The following is an 18,836-nucleotide window of genomic DNA, read 5'->3' on the forward strand; positions in this document are numbered from 1 at the left end:
TGATTTTTTTGTACAAGCACTACTGGCTGACTCTAATAATAATTATCTGTCTCGCCCATCACTGCTTCCTAAATATTAGACCTGAATCCTTACCTAATTAAAAGCGATCGCTCCACCGCAACATATTACTGTTCTTCACCTTTTTCCTGAAGGAGCGATCGCCAATCTTCAATCGCCTTCTCCGTCCACAGCCAATTTTTAGCTAATTTATCTACCTGAAAATTTTCTGGATCGGACTTGAGAACTGTTTGCCGCAACTTCATCGCTTCATTCAGATACTGTGTTTGCTTACCATTAGATTCGCTAAGTGCAGATTTATACAATCCAAGAGCTAAACCAGCATAAGAAGTTAAAGCATCTTGAGGAACTGCTGTATTTCGAGATGTTGAACTTGTGTTCTGTTCTTTGAGAGCTAAATTCAAAGCCTTGAACCAAGAATCATTGGCTCGATTCAGATTGCCTTCTGTGTAGTAGGCAAATCCCAAAGCGTTATTATACAAAAGCGATTCGGGTTTAGCTTTGGCAGCAGTTTCCCAATAACGACGGGCATCATCGATACTATAGTTATTGTCTCCAGTTTGGATAGACTGCCACGCCAATCTTCCCTTGTAAAAATTCACAGATGGATCGTCAGCTTGTTTACTGGGAATTAATTTTAAGGAAGTTTCAGCCGCAGCTAGTGCGCCCCGATTGAGTAGTTCTTCTACAGCCAATAAGCCACCTTGCAAGTCACCCTGGCTCAACTTTTCCGTAGCAGTAGCGGTGACAATTCCAGTTGCTGCTATTTCTAAATCGATATTCGGCTGCTTTTGAATTAATCGAGAATCAGGTAGAGACTGACTAGAAATTTCTGGTATTTTAGGCAGTGCTTGGGGTCGATTTTGCCACCACCAATTTAAACCGATCGCAGCTGCTAACGCACTGATCCCCACAACGCCCACAATTGGCCACAGCTGACGGCGACGGGTACGATTTCTTGGTGGGGGTGGTTGCGATGCCTGCGGCAGGCTATGCCTACGCGAAAAATTAGAATTTTGCCAATTTTCTTCAAGGTTCCCAGGAGTTGCAGGTGGCGGTGGTGGAACTTCTCCCCACAAATCTGCTGACTCTTCTGAGGAAGTTATTTCCTCTGAAATCTGGCTTTGGTGAAGACTATTTTCACGAATTTGTTGATCCGGTTCAGTTGCAGCTTTTTGGTTATCTAGCTGACGAAACAAATCCGAAACTATCGCAGAATCTTCTTCATAGCTGGGGTCATCATACTCAATTTCATCAACCAAATCGCCCCAAGTATCTTCACCCAGCCAGTCCAACCCAGAAGAGTCCCGCGTCAAACCAGAAGGAATCATGTCCTCCATTCCTAAAGGTATCTCGCTATCATCGACCATAGCAGAGTACATCGTGGAAGTTGCCCCTAAAGGCGAACTATACTGATTCAGCGACTCCGCACTTGCAGATACCTCAGTTTCCTGACTTAAAAAACCGTCAAATTCTGGCTGGAGATATAAAATCGGTAATGCCCAGTACATCTGGTGAGAACCATAAGCAGAAATTAATCCTTGGCGCACCCGACTTACACACAAATCTACTGGATATCCCTGACTTAAGTTGCGGTAAAACAATTGTGTGAGCGTCAACGCCACTTCATCAGGAATCCGTTCTGACATCGCCAAAACGCTTCTAATTCCGCGCTTCACCAGACTTTCCGCTAAGTTTCGTTCACCAGTATCTCCAGAGGGATTGGACGCTGCTATGTACGCGCCCAAGCAGGAATTAAACACTGCCATTTGGATATTATTGTTGACGAGCAAACCTGCCAAATCGTCCCCAGTCAAGATTTCCGTTAAGCCAGTTCTGCGACTAACAAGATAAATTTCTCCGCCATTTGCCCCTAAATTACTATGACCAGAGTAGTGGAGAACGTGGTATCTGCCTTGTTCTAGGGCTTGCGTCAGTTCTTCTCGTCCTGGTTGGTCTAGTACAGTGAGTTCAATTTCGGGGAACCGATTGCGACCTTCACCAGGTCGTGATGTTTGACGGTGAAGTTCCGCTTGCAGTTTAATCGCTTCCTGTTTCTGTAAGTCAAGACGGACTTGATCTGAGGGAGAAGCAATTACCATCAAGACTCTGACACCACCTTGTTCTAGGGGTGTGGGCATATTTTGCGTAGGCGTAGCCCCCCGCAGGGATCGCAAAGGAGAAGCCCCCGAAATTCCACTTTGGAAGCGAGAAAAAGCCACATAAGGCCCAGTAGCCAGAGGGCGATCACCTGCGTGCATCACTTCCCAAGGCAAACGAGCTAATCTAGTGTCTTTTAACCCCAAGCGTAACCGTAGTACTTGTTGATGGTTCTGGGCAATACCTTGAGCGGTAATCCAACTATCTCTGAGAGTGCCTTGAAATAGGGCGTTATAAAATTGTTGACCCAACGCCACCAAATTCACAGAGTTTCTGGCGATATCGCTTTCATGCCCGCCAGAGGTAAATGGATCTCCTTGTAACACCGAATTCAACGGGTCATTCATCAAATGCCCAGCAGCCATCAACCAATCAGCTATAGGCCAAGTCACCAATTCTTCTGCCAATGGTACCCCAGGTGCGACTTGTTCCGTCCGCACCAAGTAGTCATTTTGCCCTACTGGGGTTACGGAAATATGGAATTCCTGGGTCACAACTTCTCCTGTCCGCCTCCTAAATCTGGTTTGAAACGCGAAAGTTTCAAGTCGATTTTTCGCTTCCTCTGATAATTTAGATGCATCGCGCCCCTAAATGTTTCTGATTCGGTGTCGTTTTGGTTTTTCTGCCTCTACAACTTTATCCGGATCGGATTACTTGGGTCTAGAACACTTAATTGGTAGATGCACCTTGATCTTCAACTCCCCTAGTTGGCTAACACCCACTGGGGGTTTTTTTATTTTTGGCAAACAACAGCAACTTCTGACGCAGATATTCTCTACCAGAAAATAGTGCTTAATCCTAGAATACTTGATTAATAGATGGATGTCCCTCGATCTTTAACTCTCCTAATTGAGTTCACATCCACTTTTGTTTTTTTGACACACGACAACAATCAATTTTTTAATAAATTTATCCGGAGCATGTGGTTAAACCTAGAACATTTAAGTGGTAGATGCACCCTGATAACTAGCTCCCCTGGTTGGCTAACGTCCACTGGGGGTTTTTTTTATGAAAATTGAGTGCTATTGATTAACCCTGACACACCCATTTTGTCAAGCAGCGCACCGAGCATTTAATTGGTAGGTCTGTCCTGATAACTAACCCCTCTGAGGTTTTTCTTCCCTCGACAAACAGTAACAACTTCAACCTCTGCTAATTTATCCGGTAGCGACCCATTTATTTTAGAAAACATTATTGGTAGATGCACCCTGATAACTCACTCCCCTGGTTGGTTAACACCCACTGGGGTTTTTTCTAGTTGCGTCACCGATAACGAATGCGTCTGGTATAAAAATGTTGGCGAGTCTTTTACTCTCAGAGACGCTACGCATAGCTTGCTTCTCCATAGGGGTACGAGCTTCACAGCCCATCCTAAACATTGCCTCTGATTTAGTTCATTTTTCCCGGAAGATACTAGTTGCCCCTAGAAAAGATTATTGGTAGATGCACCCTGATAACTCACTCTCCTAGTAGGTTAACACTCACTGGGGGTTTTTTTATTTAAGAAAAATAACTGACCCTGATAACTCACTCCCCTGATAGGTTAACACCCACTGGGAGTTTTTTCTACTAGTTGCTTTACCAATAGCGATCGCAAATGCGTCTCGTAGAGAAATATCAGCGAGTCTTTTCCTCTCAGAGATGCTACGCGTAGCTTGCTTCTCCATAGAGGTACGAGCGTCACAGCCCGTTGTAGACATCGCCATCAACTCTAATTTAGTTCATTTTTCCCGGAAGATACTGGCTGCCCCTAGAAAAGATTATTGGTAGATGCACCCTGATAACTCACTCTCCTAGTAGGTTAACACCGACTGGGGGTTTTTTTATTTAAAAAATAATTGACCTTTGTACAAATTTATCCGGAGTATAGTCTTCAACCTGAGAACATTTAATTGGTAGATGCACCCTGATAACTAACTCCCCTAGTAGGTTAACACCGACTGGGGGTTTTTTTTCCGTAGACGCGTAGCGGTGAGCCACATAACTGGAGTACATCACTATCACTGTTGCTACTGCTGGTAGACCTTGAGTATCCTCCTGTTGCCAGGATAGAGCATAAATTATTCACTCAATCCCTGAATCGCTTTCTTTTTATTGTGAGCTAGAGATGCCACTCCAAAATGATTGCTATGATATTTAATCACATTCTTAATTTTTTTTATATATTTTAACGAGTTCCCTTTTAACTGTCACTATTTGTCTGCCTGTCTGCCTCAGCAAATCTTACCTTCTTACTCAGCACAGACTAACAGACTAAATATCACGCTACCGTTAACAGCACTCTTGAAGCAATTGAAAACTGCTAGAAGTTCCAATTTTTTAGCTAGCTGGGATTAGACGGTATTTGTGTAGTAAACAGGCGGTCTAAAATTTCTGATTTCTGTTCTGAACTGAAGTTGTCATAAAAATTTTCAACCTTCTCAACTATTCCGAAATTTCTCAAAGCCTCTAAATTAGAATCTGATTTTTCAGTTAGAGATTTTTGTCTATTCTGGGAATAAGTAAGCATATCTACTGTATGATTATTCCTGCGATGCACAAGCTGCATCAATAAATCCATTGCAACAGTTGGCAGAACACGGTAGGTATAATTCACAAAAAAATCAAAAGTCATATTTCCTAGACGGATGCGATCGCCATCTTTGAGCTTGATCGGCCTAACAGCGCGATTACCATTTACAAACGAGCCATTGGTACTGTTGAAATCACTTAAGTAAAAGCCTTGCTCGTCAATATACTGAATAGCAGCGTGGCGACGAGACAGATGATTGTCAGCAATGCAAATACCACTGGTGCGATTACGACCTATCGTCCAGATTTGTTGTGGCTGTCGTAAACTCTGAGTCTGATTGTCACCCAAGTTAGTCATCAAATAAACAGCAGTATTATCCACTACACCATGTACGTAACCCGCCTTGACTCTCCTCAACGACGGTTGAGATAGGTTTTCTAGCTGAAGAATCTCATCTAGAAGGCTGCTGTGGTGTTCATACAACTTGAGGAATACTTGATATAAAGTTAATCGGCGTTCTATTTCTGTTTGTGCAAAGTCAGTCATTATACGTAAACCTTATACTACCTGATTTCGGTTGTGATATACTTCTCAAGCCTACAATCAGGGATAATTGATTTTTTGCTTTTTGCTGCAATCTGAAAAATTTAGTGGTTTAGGATCATTCTATTTTAAAAATTTTAGGTACGAGATTCACTGTTGTTTATAGCCATAAAAAGCATGTAAGTATCTTTATAAAATTATTATGATGCTTTATTGTTTATTGTAAATAATCATTTGTTATTTGTAACAGATAAAAATCATAAATATTTCATGAAGAATTGACAAACATCTACGTATTTTTGCCAGACAGTTGGATATTTCTTAATATTCGTGATAGTGATGGGTATCAATCAACCTAAACATCATATCTATTTGGTCAATTCTGAATGAATCTAAGTTTTTATCAAGAAGAATCAGGGCTAATTTTCCCAGATGTGAGAAAAGTTTAGCCTTGTGATTCTTATAAAATAAGTATTTTAAAATTGTTAATAAAAATGGAGAGCTTAAAAGCAGGGAGATGAGGCTATTCTGCTAATCTAAAATAATTGATTTCAATAAAAAGGGTTTATCCATCAGGATAATCTAGAATCTAATATAGGAGAATATTCGGATAGAACTACAGCGACAATAGAGGCTATTCCCGATGAATTGGGAAACCCCATCCGTCTATAGGTTGGGGTAGTTCACGCTTTAAAATCACAACAAGCCTCGTTTGCCATTGGGACGCACGGTCATCCAATTTGTTTTTGCTAGTGCTAGCTGCTCATCAGAAATTTTGGCACTGGTGAGATTAGCACCACATAGATTAGCTCCTCGGAGGTTAGCATTGCTGAGATAAGCATTGCTAAGGTCTGCGCCTCGCAGGTCTGCTCCTTCTAAATCAGCATGGTTAAAGTATGCTTTGCTCAAATTAGCATCTTTAAGATTTGCTCGAGTGAGACTGGCTCTGCCAAAGTCACTATTGTGAAGATTAGCTCCCTGGAGATTGGTTTTTTGCAATTGAGCAGAATGGAAATTTGTTTGAGATAAATCAGCACCTTGCAGATTCAGCAAATTTAAATCGTGTAAGGCAAAATCTCGTCTTCCCTTCAGATAAGCTGTTAATAAACCTTGGGTATCTAACTTCCGCCCAACTTTAGAATTTTGAACTTGTGAACCATTGCTGTTGCTAGTGAAAGTTGTTGATTTGGCCATCCCAGAACCCTGGTATAATCCCGCGGCTTCCGCTGCCTTGGCTCGTCTAGCACGAATCGCTGCCGCTACCTGTGCCACTCCAGTGCTGGTAGCAGCAGGGTTGTTACATAAAACAGCAGAATTTTCCAGGTGGTTATGTGTTCGCTCTTTAGATCCATTATCAGATTTAATCAGCAAACCCTTTGCTAAACTATCTAAGTATGGTTCTATTTCCAATGCTCTGAGAACTTCTGCCGCTGACTGATAGCGATTACGTACAGACACCTCTAACATTTTTCGCAACACATTCCCCAAGTGATCGCTCACTTGCACAAGTTGCTCCCACATCATCTCGCCAGTATTGGGATTGTAATCTAAATCTTTAGGAGTTTTGCTAGTCAGTAAATAAATGCATGTTACCCCTAATGCATAAATATCACTGGCGTAGACTGGACGCATAGCCATTTGCTCTGGAGGGGCAAAACCAGGAGTACCAATAGCATACGCAGTTAATGCTGTCTGTCCTGATGGGCCTGTCGCACTTTGGCTAATTTGGTTTTTGACGGCCCCAAAGTCGATGAGTACCATTCTGGCATCTTGGGTGCGGCGAATTAAGTTGGCTGGCTTGATATCACGGTGAATCACCTTTTGCTCGTGGATGTATTGCAACAGTGGCAAAATCTCGCTCAAAAATTGCTTAACTCCAGTTTCACTCAAGATGCCATTAAGTTTGACCTCTTCTTGCAAGGTATCGCCACTGATATATTCTTGAACTAAGTAGAATTGCTCATGATCTTCAAAATAGTCTAACAATCTAGGTATTTGGGGATGATTGCCAATCTTACCTAGAGTTTTGGCTTCTCGTTCAAAGAGTTCTCTGGCCATCTGTAAAACGTGTGGAGCGCTTCCTGATGGGCGTAATTGTTTGATTACGCAACTCGGTTCTCCTGGTAAGCCTTGATCGTTGGCTAGGAAGGTCGCTCCAAAGCCACCCTGACCTAATGGTTTGATCACCTGATAGCGATCGCGCAACAGTAGTTGCGAGCCACAAGACTGACACCTTTGGCTATATACCAAATTTTCTGGATTGGAACAGGTAGGATTTAAGCAGTAGCTCATGCACTCTCAACTCGCTGCACGAATAATTACGGGGAGTGTTATACTCCCTTTCAATTATTTAGACATTAATCAACTCTTGCCAGGTAATTTTTGCTGGAAATCCTTTGAAGAGTTCCTAAAGTTTAACTGAGATTACCTAAAGCGATCGCTAAACAAGATTATTTATTATACTTACATTGGCAAATACTGTTTATGCTACTTTCTACCAATTACGTAATTCTTAATGACCCTCTCTCAAGGCTTGTGGCGTGCATCGCGCTGTTATCACATTTAGAAAATCAGCTTTAATCTGGTTTTTTGCATGAAAGAATTAGTATTAAAAGGTATTGGAGGGCAGTGCCCAACGCCAGTTACTATATTTGGGGAAACCCCAGACGCTCGCGGACTCGCTCTAAGCGTTGGCGCAGCCTCTCTAAGAGTTGCCATGCCGTTGGCGTGTACCCTTACAGGGAAGCAAGATACGCGTAGCGTGTCGCAGACCCTCTTGAACGCGAGTGCTTTTCCCTTTGGGAGAAAAGAAGGCTTTACACTGCGCTATCGCTTTTAGCGTCTCCCCTTCTCCCAAAGGGAGAGGCTAACGCCAAGGGAGAAGACCGCACTGGCTACCCTACAGAAAGTTGCTGTAGGATTTTGGATGCCCAAATTTGGAGGCAATCTAGAATCATCTCCATTAGTCGTTAAGAGATTATTAGCTAGCTTTCATGTTCACACTAATCAGCTGTTCGATAAGTGCAAAAACATCACTACGGCTGAGTTTCTCTTTACCATTAGCAAGGGCGTCAAGAGTGCCGTTTGCCAAGGTGAACGGGATTTGACAAAAATCTAAAGCTGGCCCCGTAGGAAGGTCTTTGATATAAGCTTCTGCCAGGGCTAGATTGCGCCGGGCATACTCTTGCATATTTTCTGCACTCCAACCTTCTGGGAAGAATTCTACCCCACGCCCCAAATCTTCAGTATGGTTACGCAAGATATTGACTGCTTGTAAACCCCGACCAAAACCAATCGCCTGGGTACGGTTCGTTTGTGTTCCATCATACCAAGTCCACAAGTCAGAAAGTAACAGTCCCACTGCACCTGCAACTCCAAAGGTATAACGATCTAAATCAGATTCTGTATAAATTTTCCAGTTTTTTTCTGCCCAATAAGCCATCCGGTCTGCCATTGCAGCAGTGGCATCCCAAATTCGAGGTGCAATGGTGTCTGGTGCTAGCAGTGACCATTCTCTAACCCTCAAAGTGACTTCTTCTAATGAATTCTCATACCCACTAAATCCTGCAAAGAAAGCATCTACCGCAAAGCCATCAACTCCTGCCTGTAATGTCAGGCTAATGGTTCTTAACAGCTTTGCTTTAGTAGCGTTATCTAGTTCGGGATGATCTTCAATTTCATCAATGGCACGCATACACAAATATGCTGATGCTACTGCTTCTTGCAATCCTGGCGGTAAAAGACTAATTGGGATATAAAAAGTTCGGCTAGTTTCTTTGAGGATTTGCAATGCATCTCTACGTAAATTCATGTTTTCACTCCCCACTTGATTTTTGCACCACATGAAGTTTGCAGTTTTTTGATGATACTGGATATAGTTTTGACTAAACCTTAAAAACTATAGACTATAAGATACGCTAGTATTTCATCTAAAAATTGATAGTTTTTTGGTGTTGCAATTAACAAAACTCTCAAATTTATCAAAGTCTAGTCTAGTATAGAGGTTTTTGGGTGCAAAAGTGTTTTAAGTGTCGTTTTATATAGCTTTCATAAACTTTTAGTATACATATAAAGAATTATGGTAATATTTGGTTGGATATGACGAAATTTTTCCATAAGCAAACATCCATTTTAGCGATTTGAAAGTGCTTTAAGTCTGCGTTAATCTGACTAACAAAGTGTAATTATTGTATATATAAAGACAATTGAGGAAAAGCTGACAACGGATAACAGCATTTGTACATATCTTTGGATGGGTACAGTGGTTTACCGAAGAGTTAAGGTCAGTTAAATTGGACGACATATAAGGCTGCAATGCCTGAGTTGGACTATACCTAATCTATTGGAGTTAGAACCGCCTTGCTGTTCAAAGTGACATAAATTGACCAAAACTCAAAACAAAAAGTTCCCGTATATTTACGAGATTGACAATAAAAAAATTGGCTGTTTGCCTACTCAACACAATATTTGTGAATATTTGACTCTCATATCATGTCCGCTTGATTGCTTATAAAACCTGAACAACCCCAAAGAGCTTAAGCTACACTTCGTCTCCCCTCTTTGCTTGTTTACGGTGCATACATAAGTCCTAAAAACCTAAGCTTGATGAGGTTTTCCTCGTTCCCATACTCTGCATGAGAATGAGAGGACAATAGTAAATCAAGCTTTTTTCAACTTGTGTACACGCTAGCCCCGCTTGCAGAGAGAGGATTAAGGGGAACTATCAAGAAATTAGTAAGTAAGTTTTTAGATTGACCCCCCTCCCAATCTGCTATTACCAAGGGGAGGTACCGCAGGCAGTGGGGTTCTTTCGTGTATTCATCAAGAATCGGTATTATAGTCCAGATTATGTTTAAAAACAAACCGAACAGTTTGTAAAAAGTCAAAAAAATATTGAAGTATTCCTAATTATTAAATTTTCTGAATCCCTTGTTGATACTGTAAATATTTTTTCTGTAATTCCTCTGGAATGGGAATAAGACAATTATTTTGCAGACTGACAAAACCACCCTTCTGACTAGCCACTGCTGCTAACTCATTGTTAGATAAAATTTCAGCTTGCACAGTCCACTTTAAGCGTCCTAAACTACTTAGCCATAAACGTCCAATCACCCGATCAATAATCTTTATCGGACGTTTATATTCAATTTCAGTTCCGGCTAGAATTGGTGTATATCCTTGCTCAATTTGTTGATTGAGTTGCCAATGTTCATCTAAAAACTTTAGACGTAAATCCTCTAGCCATCTGATATACACGATATTACTCACAATTCCCATAAAATCAATGTCGTATGTTTTTACAGGAATTGCTAATACTACTTCTAATGGTCTGTGTAAGTTGTTATTTACTAGCATTATTTATCTTGATATTTTTTAATACTGCTCGGTCTGTTCAATTAAAGAGAAGTTTCTAAGTATTGATTCAGGTAATTAATTACCCTATGGATATGAATTGAATCTCCATAAAGCTTGCTCATCATTATGCCTCCTTCCAGCGTTGCAATTATGATGGTAGCGATTTCATCAGCACTCACTTCCGGGCGAATTTCACCCTTTTCAATTCCTTTTTCAATAATTCGACAAATTAGATGCAGCCAAGAGTTCATCGCTTGTTGAGCACGTTCTCGCAACGCCGGATGAGCATCATCACTTTCCACAGCAGTATTCAGCAGTGGACACCCTCCCTTAATCGGTGGATTTTCTGCGAAGCTACTAAACACCCCAATGATTGCTTGCAAACGTTCTACTGCGTGATGTTTGGTTCGTAATGCAAATCTAGTATGCTGCTTAATGCGAGCGATCGCAAAATCAAAAGCCTGTAGTGCAAGATCATCTTTGCTTTGGAAGTGATTGTAAATTCCTCCTTTCTGCAATCCAGTTACACGCATAATGTCTGACATCGATGAACCTGCATACCCCTGTTGATTAAACAGTTCGGCTGCTTGCTGAAGAATTCTGGTTTTTGTTTCTTCACCTTTGGACATTACAGCGATTTTGATAGTAGGGAGTTTATTGAATTGAAAATTGCTGTAAATAAAATATTACCGACCGAATGGTTTGATTTAAAATAGCATGATAGTTGCTTGCAAGTCAAGCTTTTTTCAACACTGAGTAAAGAACTAGGCTTTGGCTATAGCCAAAGTTTGCCAATGCAGACTTCACCTAGTTATAGACGCCATTAGTTTTGATGCTACCCCCACCATAATTAATCAGGATTTTGGCATTATTAGGAATTTCAGCAGCAATGTTGGCGATTTGACCTTTGCCAAACAGGATTTTGACTGGATTGCAAAAAACAAAGTTTTCCATGAGTCATTAAACTAGGGAATCGGAATTGACCTTGAGTATTGTAATCACTTTCAGGATGTTGCCTAATTGCAGCATAAATGCGATATATCGCGTCTCGACAAAGTTTGGAATTATCCCTATGTTTATTAACTTGTAGGTAAATTTTTTAGCAACCAGTCCGTAGGGAGTTTAACTGACTGCGGTGTATTATCCAGATAATTGAACGATATACAACGCGAATACGCTGGACGTTTAATCATGCTTACGAGTAAAATACGGTAAGTGCATCGCCTTACGTGGTTTTTATGTAAAACTGTAGAAAATCGGCGTTGCTGAATCATGGGATGATTTCGCTCAATTGGGAACGAATTCTCAATGGTTTTAACCGCCGATTCATCCCGCATTTATGCAACGCCTAGAAAACCTAGTTAGAAGTTGAGTTTAGCAGAGCGACTGACCAATAAGCAGTTATCAAAGTCTGTTTGAGCTAAATGCCAGTTGTCATGCTTACAAAAACTTCCACACAGGTTTTAAGTTGTCCAGGAATCTTTGAGAAAGACAATAACTTGTCATAACTAGCCCTGTCTAGCACTGGGCTATAGTTTGGCTGAGTTGCTGCTCTCTAACTGCTCGTAGTTAAGTCAGTGAAAAGTTATCAAGGCTTCGTTTGGGGATTTAATCAACCCTCACCGACGCTGCTCACTTATAGAAGTGGGAGACTCAACAGGACTCTGATAACTGATAACTAATTGTTGAAACCCCCAAAGAGTATGCACTATTTATTACTACCGTTCTTAAGCTTTTTTGTTGGTATCATCGTTGGTTTGACGGGAATTGGTGGAGCGTCTCTCATCACCCCAATGTTGATTTTTATTTTCCAGGTTCCACCTTCTATCGCTGTGAGTTCTGATGTTGTGGCCGCCACCTTGATGAAAATTGTTGGTAGCGTCAAGCATTGGGAACAGAAAACCATTGACACAGAAGTTGTCAAATGGTTAGCTTTCGGGAGTGTTCCAGGCTCACTGTTCGGAGTGGGGATTTTGCACTTCATTAAACATACAGGTGAGTATAACCTGGATAATATCTTGTTCCGTTTGCTTGGCGGGATGATTTTGCTAGTCACAGTGTTAGCACTAGTGCAATTGTTGTTATTGACTTTTTTCCCAAAATTTAATTTACCCGAACTGCCAAAGTTAGATTTAGAAACTAACTTTGGTCGATTTATGACAATTACTTTGGGAGCAATTTTAGGCTGTTTGGTTGGTCTAACTAGCGTCTCATCAGGTTCAATGTTTGCCCTAGTGCTGATTGGGTTTTTCCGCCTTGATGCACGGAAGTTAGTGGGTACAGATATTTCACACGCAGCGATTTTACTGCTGTTTACAGCCCTTGGTCATCTGAGCCTGGGAACAGTTGATTGGAGTTTGGTACTGCCTATATGGCTAGGTTCTGTGCCTGGGGTGTTACTAGGTGCTAAAATCTGCCAAGTAGCTCCCCAGCGCCCACTACGGTTTATCATTTATGCCATTTTGATGATGGTAAGTTGGAAATTAGTTCATCAGGTGTAACTAATTTGAGATTTCCAATTCCAAATCCAGCATTCAACATCCAATATTGATTAACTTCTTACCCAAGGTAGTAAAGTGAATGTACCTCGTTCGTACATAATGAACAGACCCAAGCCAATTAACACAAAAGGTACGACAGCTCGACCGTAGCGACTTAAAATATCAGCAATGGTAGGTTGACGGCTTAAAAAATAAGCGATCGCACACCAAACCCCTACCATGATAAAAAATATACCTAGAATTATTCCCAAACTGGCAAGATTGTGACCTGCGAACAAAGGGATATATATACTAATATTGTCACCACCATTAGCGATCGTTACTGCTGCCACTTTATAGGTTTGGGGTTGCAAAATACTCAAAATAAAAGACAATACCGAGTTAGTAGGTGTGGACTGCCTAAAATCACTACTGACTGTCTGAACTGTTATAGTTTCTTCTTTTCTAAATATTAATTGCTGAATTCCAATTGCTATTGGTAGCAGTCCTAGCAATCCTATCCATTCTCGCTGTACAACTAATCCACCAAAAAATCCTGGTAAGCTAGCGATGATAATGGCTGTGAAACCCAGATATTGACCGAGTAAGATATGCCGCCGTCGAAAGTTAACATCTACCTGTGAAAAAAATATTAACAAGATAATGATGTCATCTATGTTAGTGGCGATGAAGGCAATTATCCCTTCACTGAAGGCTGTCCCTAGCTGACTCATGCTGGATTTTTAGAACCTACAATTTATCACCATACCAAATTCACTAATTCCTAATTCGTAATTATTGGGTTTAAGTCCCCTACCAAATTATATTTATTGGTGGTTTATAAGAAACTTGGGATCTAAATTTCCAACTAATTCAATTACGAATTATTTTAACCTTCTGGCACAACTAAGCTTTAAAATGACAAAGTAATTATTCTCATAGGCAGGATTTTGTCAATGCCTAGACTTACGGTTCCACCTAATTTCATCGGTACTTCCGGTATCGATACTTTAGCCGCACAAGATTCAAATGGATCTGTGGCAATTGGTATTGATATTTTAAATGGAGGTGTGATTAATACGTTTTCAGGAAATGACAGTATTACTGGTAGTGGTACTGGTACTGTTAGTTTGAACACTATAAAAAACATCAACAAAAGTAGTACTGGCATCGGCATCAACAACAGTGGTACTCTCAATACAGGGAGCGGAGGTGACACTATTACTGGCACTGGTACTGGTGGTAATGGTGGTAAAAACTTCTTTGCGCCTGCTGCTTCTTACATACCCCCCGGCAGTGTACCCAACGATGAGCTAATATTCAACCCTGGGAGAGATGGTGTCAAAGGTGGTACTGGAACCGGCATCAGCAACAGTGGCAGTTTTGATGCAGGGGACGGAAATGACACTATCACTGGCACTGGCACTGGTGGTACTGGTGGTGAAGCTTCCTTCAAATACCCTCTTATAACTTCCATAATTTACCGCGACGGCGTTACTATTATCGAAAGCAAAAGACTCGACGAAACCAGAGGCGAAAGCGGCGCCGGCGGTACTGGAATCGGCATTAGTAACAGTGATAAACTAAATACTGGCAAAGGAGAAGATACGCTCATCGGCACTGGTACTACTGGCAGCAACAACGAAATAGGGACAAAAAGCAGCATAGGTGGTACTGGCATCGGCATCCAGAACATTAAAAAAGCTATTATCACTACTGGTGAGAACAACGACACGATTAAGGGTTCTGCAAAGAGCTTGGAAGCAAACACCCTAGCCTATGGCATCTTCAATGACGGCATCATTGATACTGGTAATGGCTATGACATTCTCACCGGACAAGCAACAACTACAATTGGTGGTACTGCCTATGGGATTTCTGGGCAAGGAATCATCAGGACTGGCAATGGGAATGACAAAGTTACCGCTACCAGTAATATCGATAAAGTTCAACAGAAAGTCACTATTGGTGGTGGTATCCACTTTGAACTAGGGACTGGAAATGACTACTTCAAAGGCTTTGGGTCTGCAATTGTTGATGGCGGGAATGGTTTTGACACCCTTGACGTGAGCGCTTTCAAGCGTTCTGAAGTTAGTGTATCTGGTGTTATTTCTGGCAATAGTCTAAACCCTGCCAACATTACCTTCAACAACAATGGCAACCTGATTACCCTTTTGACGACCGGCTTTGAGAATTTTATCTTTGCAGATAGCTCTTTCTCCTACAGCAGTTTGACCTGAAACGAGAATTACCACAATTAAATTGTACACATGCTGTATACAATTTAATTGTGAGTAAAGTAATGTGTTTCGGCTTTTGATGCCTTGCTTAATGATTAGTAAAAATTAGTTTTTGAACAAATTGCGTCAGAGAAAGTAGCTGACCACAGAGTAGGATGCTCCCCAAGACGTAAAAGCATGTCTATATTTCTCTTAAAATATGAACGAGTTAGTTACTGCAATTACTACAGGGGCAATTGCGTTCATTGCCACTAATATTGATGATATTGTCATTTTATTATTATTTTTTTCTCAAATAAATACTAATTTTCGCTCCCGGCATATAGTTGCTGGTCAGTTTCTCGGTTTTACAGTTCTATTAATCCTTAGTCTTCCGGGTTTATTTGGGGGATTAGTTTTATCAAAAAACTGGATTGGATTACTTGGTTTACTACCAATATCCATAGGTATCAGTAGCTTAGTGAATAAGGAAGAAGATTCATCAAAAGAAATTATAGCTGCCACAGAAGAAGCTGAGATATCAACAATTCCTAGCTTTTTTTCTCCCCAAACTTATAGTGTGGCTGCTGTTACCATTGCCAATGGTAGCGATAATATTAGTGTCTACATACCTTTATTTGCTAGCTGCAACTTAGAGAGTTTTTTGGTAATTATCGGATTATTTTTTCTATTGTTAGGAGTTTGGTGCTACGTTGCATATAAATTAATTAACAACAGAGTCATAGCTGAAGTATTTACTCACTACGTTAATAATCTTGTGCCTTTTGTTCTTATCGGATTAGGCACTTTTATTGTATTAAAAAGTGAAGCTTTAAGTCCAATAAAGCTAGCTGCTAGTAGTATCTGTTTGATGATTTTGGTAAAAAATGATGAAAGTACCAATGAAATTGGTGAAAATTCTAGTAGATAACCAAGCCAATTTTAGATTTTGATTTAAATCAAAAAACTCAAATACAAAATCTAAAATCTAAAATTAGTATATGGAATCAAACTTTACTCAACCACTCATTTTCCTCTGGATCTTTGAACAGTGAGGTACTGAGGTAGCGTTCGCCGAAGCTAGGCTGGATCATCACGATTAGGCGACCTGCATTTTCTGGGCGTTGTGCCACTTGAATAGCTGCGTATAAAGCAGCACCAGTAGAAATCCCCGATAGCAATCCTTCTTCTTTTGCTAGGCGACGGCTGTAAGCGATCGCTTGTTCATCCGCTACCTGAATCACTTCATCTACAACTTCTTTTCGGTAAATTGCTGGGATAAATCCCGCGCCGATACCTTGGATTTTGTGAGGCCCTGATTTACCACCTGCTAATACTGGGCTGTTGCTTGGTTCAACCGCGATCGCTTGGAAACTCGGCTTCCGTTTTTTAATAACTTCTGCAACTCCCGTAATCGTCCCACCAGTACCCACTCCCGACACCAGAATATCTACCTCTCCATCGGTATCATTCCAAATTTCTTCGGCTGTGGTTTCGGCGTGAACTTTCGGGTTAGCAGGGTTGCGGAACTGCTGCAACATATAAGCATTGGGCGTTTTAGCTACAAGCTGCTCTGCATGAGCGATCGCTCCTCGCATCCCTTCTACCCCTGGCGTTAACTCTAATTGAGCGCCATAAGCTTTGAGCATGGATCGTCTTTCGTGGCTCATTGTGTCAGGCATCGTTAGAATGAGATGGTAGCCCTTGGCAGATGCCACCATCGCTAGCGCAATTCCTGTATTTCCAGAAGTCGGCTCTACTAAAACAGTTTTTCCAGGGTGAATCAAGCCTGCTTCTTCCGCCGCTTCCACCATACTCGCGCCAATCCGGTCTTTCACAGAAGATGCTGGATTCATGCTTTCTAGCTTCACCACAATCCGAGCAACTGCTCCTGAAGCTTGGGGAATCTTGTTTAATTGAACTAAAGGAGTTCGGCCAATTAACTCTGTGATATCTTTCGCTATCCGCATGGGGGTACTCCGTCGTGTTTAAATATAATACATTGGACTCTGCTGGGCGCGAGTTTCTCTTTCCTCGCACAAGTCTTGGAGTGTATAACGACCCAAAACTTCAATTGAGGCAGCGTTAGCTTGCTCCCAAACTTCATAAACCAGAGTCTTTTCTAGAGTCGGAGAGTCAGAGGTATCTTTCTCTTTCCGCTCGCCTTCAACCAAAGTGACAATTTCAAGTATTGTAATCTGCCAAGGTTCACGAACTAAAATGAAACCTCCTTTAGAGCCGCGTTGACTCTGCACCACACCAGCACGCCGAAGGTTAGTCAAAATTTGTTCCAGATAGCGCTCAGGTATGGGTTGCTTGGCAGTGATCTCACTCATGGTTAAAGGAAGTTTTTTTCCGTGGTGGCTTGCTAGCTCTAAGAGTGCTAGCAGCGCGTATTCCACTTTGGAAGACAGATCCAAGAGAGCGTAGTTTTGGCTATTCAAGACTGTACTCAATATACTACGGTGAATTGAGGGACTTATCGCAGTTTATGCGAAATTAATTTTTTTCAACTGTGGAATGTGATAGCATCCCACTTATTACCCACAAAAACACTATACCCTATCGATTTACCGTAGATTGTAAACTTACATAATTCCTATAAAGGACTCGCTCTTTTTCTGGGAATTATCCTGAGTTTCTGTTTTCAGAGCCTCACCTACCAACAAAAATCTCAACAGAGTATGCTACTAACTGATTTGCGAACCATTTTTGAGCGTGACCCAGCAGCCCGTAACTGGCTAGAAGTATTGTTCTGTTACCCTGGACTCCAAGCCTTAATATTTCATCGATTGGCGCACTGGCTGTATAAAATTGGAATTCCCTTTATACCAAGATTCATCTCTCATCTTAGTAGGTTTTTTACCGGAATTGAAATCCATCCTGGGGCATTAATTGGCCTGGGAGTGTTTATTGACCACGGCATGGGAGTAGTGATTGGTGAGACTGCGATCGTGGGCGACTATGCTCTGATTTATCAAGGTGTCACCCTTGGCGGGACTGGGAAAGAAAGCGGCAAACGCCATCCAACTTTAGGCTCTCATGTGGTTGTGGGGGCGGGTGCGAAAGTATTGGGAAATATTCAAATTGGCGATCGCGTCCGTATTGGAGCCGGTTCTGTGGTGCTACGAGATGTCCCCAGTAACACTACAGTAGTTGGGATTCCAGGGCGCGTAACTCGTCAGAACAACTTAAATAGCAATGTTCTGGATCATGATAAAGTACGTGATGTAGAAGCTGAAGTAATCCGCGCTTTATTTGAACGCGTCAAGTCTCTAGAGAAACAGTTCGAGCAGTTGGAAGATCAATCAAGTTTGTCCCCAACTGAACTTGGCGACGAATTAACCGCCAATCCTAAGAGCAAAAATTCTGATGGGATGATTGAAGATTTTCTTGATGGTGCGGGAATTTAGTTTAGGGCATTGAGCATCCCTTCTGCTTTGCTCAGGGCAAGTGGGCATTGGGCATTATTCTTCCCTTGCCCCTCTGCTCCTCTCTCCCATCTTTTAAATACCCATAGGTTCTTAGAACCTGATATAAATATAATAC

15 protein-coding genes and 1 pseudogene are annotated in these 18,836 nt (G+C 41.5%); 5 read left to right on the top strand and 11 right to left on the bottom strand.

Features of this window, described 5'->3' with window-relative positions:
• Nucleotides 1–125: 125 nt before the first annotated feature.
• From hetF to V7K60_RS16460, 4 genes are all read right to left on the bottom strand, one after another.
• Nucleotides 126–2,672: a cell division protein HetF gene (gene hetF, locus V7K60_RS16445; protein ID WP_334926923.1), complete on the bottom strand. Its 2,547-nt coding sequence runs from the start codon at nt 2,670–2,672 to the stop codon at nt 126–128.
• 1,002 nt (nt 2,673–3,674) lie between these two features.
• Nucleotides 3,675–3,878: a hypothetical protein gene (locus V7K60_RS16450; RefSeq protein WP_334926924.1), complete on the bottom strand. Its 204-nt coding sequence runs from the start codon at nt 3,876–3,878 to the stop codon at nt 3,675–3,677.
• Between the two features lie 623 nt (nt 3,879–4,501).
• Nucleotides 4,502–5,236, bottom strand: coding sequence for an FHA domain-containing protein (locus V7K60_RS16455; protein ID WP_334926925.1), 735 nt, complete (start codon nt 5,234–5,236; stop codon nt 4,502–4,504).
• Nucleotides 5,237–5,929: 693 nt separating this feature from the next.
• Entirely contained in the window at nt 5,930–7,525 is a 1,596-nt protein-coding gene (locus V7K60_RS16460) for a serine/threonine-protein kinase (protein WP_334926926.1), read from the bottom strand.
• A gap of 301 nt (nt 7,526–7,826) precedes the next feature.
• Between V7K60_RS16460 and V7K60_RS16465 the strand changes: the two genes are divergently transcribed.
• On the top strand, nt 7,827–8,072 hold the full coding sequence (locus tag V7K60_RS16465; protein WP_334926927.1) for a hypothetical protein: 246 nt from the start codon (nt 7,827–7,829) through the stop codon (nt 8,070–8,072).
• Nucleotides 8,073–8,213: 141 nt separating this feature from the next.
• On the opposite strand, the gene V7K60_RS16470 is transcribed toward V7K60_RS16465, so the two are convergent.
• The 4 genes and pseudogenes from V7K60_RS16470 to V7K60_RS16485 form a co-directional block, all read right to left on the bottom strand.
• Nucleotides 8,214–9,044, bottom strand: a complete 831-nt coding sequence (locus V7K60_RS16470; RefSeq protein ID WP_334926928.1) for a phytoene/squalene synthase family protein — start codon at nt 9,042–9,044, stop codon at nt 8,214–8,216.
• 1,100 nt (nt 9,045–10,144) lie between these two features.
• Nucleotides 10,145–10,588: an acyl-CoA thioesterase gene (locus V7K60_RS16475; protein ID WP_334926929.1), complete on the bottom strand. Its 444-nt coding sequence runs from the start codon at nt 10,586–10,588 to the stop codon at nt 10,145–10,147.
• A 41-nt stretch (nt 10,589–10,629) separates the two neighbouring features.
• On the bottom strand, nt 10,630–11,217 hold the full coding sequence (locus V7K60_RS16480) for a TetR/AcrR family transcriptional regulator (protein ID WP_334926930.1): 588 nt from the start codon (nt 11,215–11,217) through the stop codon (nt 10,630–10,632).
• A 181-nt stretch (nt 11,218–11,398) separates the two neighbouring features.
• Nucleotides 11,399–11,542: pseudogene (locus tag V7K60_RS16485) on the bottom strand (NADH-dependent alcohol dehydrogenase); the annotation flags it as partial.
• Nucleotides 11,543–12,291: 749 nt separating this feature from the next.
• On the opposite strand from V7K60_RS16485, the gene V7K60_RS16490 reads away from it, so the two are divergent.
• The gene (locus tag V7K60_RS16490; protein WP_334926931.1) at nt 12,292–13,089 is read left to right on the top strand and encodes a sulfite exporter TauE/SafE family protein; all 798 of its coding nucleotides are present in this window, start codon (nt 12,292–12,294) and stop codon (nt 13,087–13,089) included.
• 50 nt (nt 13,090–13,139) lie between these two features.
• On the opposite strand, the gene V7K60_RS16495 is transcribed toward V7K60_RS16490, so the two are convergent.
• Nucleotides 13,140–13,802: a cadmium resistance transporter gene (locus V7K60_RS16495; RefSeq protein WP_334926932.1), complete on the bottom strand. Its 663-nt coding sequence runs from the start codon at nt 13,800–13,802 to the stop codon at nt 13,140–13,142.
• Between the two features lie 222 nt (nt 13,803–14,024).
• Here V7K60_RS16495 and V7K60_RS16500 point away from each other — a divergent pair, with 222 nt between their 5' ends.
• Nucleotides 14,025–15,308 (top strand): hypothetical protein, encoded by a 1,284-nt coding sequence (locus V7K60_RS16500; protein WP_334926933.1) that lies wholly within the window; start codon nt 14,025–14,027, stop codon nt 15,306–15,308.
• A 199-nt stretch (nt 15,309–15,507) separates the two neighbouring features.
• On the top strand, nt 15,508–16,218 hold the full coding sequence (locus V7K60_RS16505; protein WP_334926934.1) for a cadmium resistance transporter: 711 nt from the start codon (nt 15,508–15,510) through the stop codon (nt 16,216–16,218).
• A gap of 76 nt (nt 16,219–16,294) precedes the next feature.
• Here the strand turns inward: V7K60_RS16505 and cysK are convergent, their stop codons facing one another.
• Together cysK and V7K60_RS16515 are read right to left on the bottom strand one after the other, a co-directional pair.
• Complete coding sequence (gene cysK, locus V7K60_RS16510) at nt 16,295–17,257, bottom strand: cysteine synthase A (RefSeq protein WP_334926935.1); 963 nt, start codon at nt 17,255–17,257, stop codon at nt 16,295–16,297.
• A gap of 18 nt (nt 17,258–17,275) precedes the next feature.
• Complete coding sequence (locus V7K60_RS16515) at nt 17,276–17,758, bottom strand: RrF2 family transcriptional regulator (protein ID WP_334926975.1); 483 nt, start codon at nt 17,756–17,758, stop codon at nt 17,276–17,278.
• Nucleotides 17,759–17,971: 213 nt separating this feature from the next.
• Between V7K60_RS16515 and cysE the strand changes: the two genes are divergently transcribed.
• Nucleotides 17,972–18,700: a serine O-acetyltransferase gene (cysE, locus tag V7K60_RS16520; RefSeq protein WP_334926936.1), complete on the top strand. Its 729-nt coding sequence runs from the start codon at nt 17,972–17,974 to the stop codon at nt 18,698–18,700.
• Nucleotides 18,701–18,836 lie beyond the last annotated feature (136 nt).

It is taken from the genome of Nostoc sp. (assembly GCF_036917555.1).
Lineage (GTDB): Bacteria > Cyanobacteriota > Cyanobacteriia > Cyanobacteriales > Nostocaceae > Nostoc.